Raw genomic sequence first — 2,272 nt, forward strand, 5'->3', positions numbered from 1 at the left:
GCCCGGCTCGCGGCGGCATCGGTCAGGTGCGTCACCTGCCCCGGCGCATAGCCACCGCACTGCGGATCACCGAGCACTGCCGCCAGCGCGTGGACATCAGCGACCGTCATCGGCACCCCGCGCAACCCAGGATCGGTATAGGTACCAACCCCCACCAGCAACGCATGCGCCTGGTTCCAGGTCATCATCGCCCTCCCTTCACGTCCCACGAGCAACGCCCGTTGATCGGATCGCAACAAGCCTCAAGAAACTGTGCTGACGCTAGTATAGCAGATGGATCGATGTATGGGTGCCCAACCACCGCATGACCCAGGGCGGTTCCAAAATCATCCCGATCGTCCGCAGATGACGCAGATTATAGCTTCCGTATCTGCGTCATCTATGGATCGCCTGCGCAGCTTTGCGCCTTTGCGCCTTTGCGTCAACAACAGGCGGATCGGCACTAAGCGCACGGCGTGTGCTACAATAGCAGTGGTTTGTGCAATGCTGCACAGAAATGCGCAAGTGAGGGTAGAAAGGTCCATATCGTGAGTGAAGCTGTGTACGATGTGGTGATTGTGGGTTCCGGGCCGGGCGGGTATGTCGCCGCTGTGCGCGCAGGGCAACTTGGCCTGCGGACGGCCATTGTTGAGGCCGGGCCAATGGGTGGGGTCTGTCTGAATGTCGGTTGTATTCCGACCAAGGCGTTGCTCCACAGTGCCGATCTGCTTGATGAGGTGAAAGAGGGCAAGCGCTTCGGCGTGATGGTCGAAGGGGTGAGCTTCGATCTTGCCGGGGCTATGAAGCATAAAAATGCGGTCGTCAAAGCGAGCAGCGACGGCGTCAATTTTTTGATGAAGAAGAATAAGATCGAGGTTGTCACCGGCTGGGCTACGCTCACCGGGCGTGGTCAGGTTCATGTCAAGCTCAATGCCGGCGGCGAACGTACGCTCCAGGCTAAACATATTCTGGTTGCCACCGGTGCCCAACCTCGCCCCTTCCCCGGGGTTCCCTTTGACCATACCCGCGTGCTCTCGTCAACTGATGCGCTTGGGTTGTCTGCGGTTCCGCAAAGTTTTATGTCAATTGGAGCCGGAGCCATCGGGATCGAGTTTGCGTCGATGTACCGGGCGTTCGGGGCCGAGGTGACGGTCGTTGAGGCGTTGCCGCGCATTGTCCCCAACGAAGACGAAGAGGTTTCGGCAGAACTCGTCAAGGCGTTTCAGCGCCGGGGCATCAAGACGATGGCCGGGGCCAGGGTCGAGGGCATTGATACCAGTGGCGAGCATGTCGTGGTCAGTGTGACGGGCACCGATGGCAAAACCACCCCGATCACGGTCGAGAAGTTGCTGGTGGCGATTGGCATTCTGCCCAACACCAAGGACATTGGCCTCGAAGCAGCGGGCGTGACGCTTGATCAACGCGGGTTTATTACGACCGATGGCTATATGCGCGCTGCCGACGGCATCTATGCGGTGGGTGATTGCGTGGCTGCCACGCCCTGGCTGGCACACAAAGCCAGCGCCGAAGGCATTCTTGCGATCGAACATCTCGCCGGGTTGCACGTCACGCCCATTGACTATGGCAAGATCGCGGCCTGCACCTATTGCAGCCCCGAGATCGCCAGTGTTGGCCTCACCGAAGCGAAAGCGAAAGAGCAGGGCTACGAGGTCAAAGTCGGCAAGTTCCCCTTCTCGGCCAACGGCAAAGCCCGTGTGCTCGGTCAGAATCGCTTTGGCTTTATCAAGATCGTCGCCGACAAACAGTACGACGAGATCCTGGGCGTGCATATGATCGGCCCCCGCGTCACCGAAATGATCAGCGAAGGCGGCCTCGCCCTGACCCACGAAGCCACCGGCGAGAGCATGCTCCAGACAATCCACGCTCACCCGACGCTCTACGAAGCCATCGGCGAAGCGGCGCACGCCCTGGTGCATGGGGCGGCGATCCATATCTAATCAGTAGTTTGTAACGTAAGTTTTTCTGGGGTCGTTCGCCGACCACGCATGGGGGCCACGAATAAACGAAGAGCGCACTGCAACGCCCCTATTCGTTTATTCGTGATCAGTCTTCGTGGTCGGCGGTGCTACCGGGAAACTGTGGATCGGCATGCCCGCCTTTGCGCCTTTGCGTCAACCTTACGGATGCTCGCCTTTAGGTGCGAAAGCCCAGCGCGTTCACGCCTGGGATGAAGCGCCCTGCTTGAGCGGCTTTCTAGGGCGATTGCATCTTCCGTGCATGCACCCCACCAGGGCACCCGCAAGGGGTGCCCGTACACCGGGCCCGGCCCCCG

General features: G+C 60.0%; 1 protein-coding gene and 1 pseudogene. One reads left to right on the plus strand and one right to left on the minus strand.

The window, feature by feature from the left end; translation table 11 throughout:
• Positions 1–188 (minus strand): annotated as a pseudogene (locus A9Q02_RS22780) (caspase family protein); the annotation flags it as partial.
• Positions 189–527: 339 nt separating this feature from the next.
• Here A9Q02_RS22780 and lpdA point away from each other — a divergent pair.
• Positions 528–1,937: a dihydrolipoyl dehydrogenase gene (gene lpdA, locus A9Q02_RS22785; protein ID WP_097655380.1), complete on the plus strand. Its 1,410-nt coding sequence runs from the start codon at positions 528–530 to the stop codon at positions 1,935–1,937.
• The last annotated feature ends 335 nt before the right edge of the window (positions 1,938–2,272 follow it).

This window comes from Candidatus Chloroploca asiatica (assembly GCF_002532075.1).
Classification (GTDB): Bacteria; Chloroflexota; Chloroflexia; order Chloroflexales; family Chloroflexaceae; genus Chloroploca; species Chloroploca asiatica.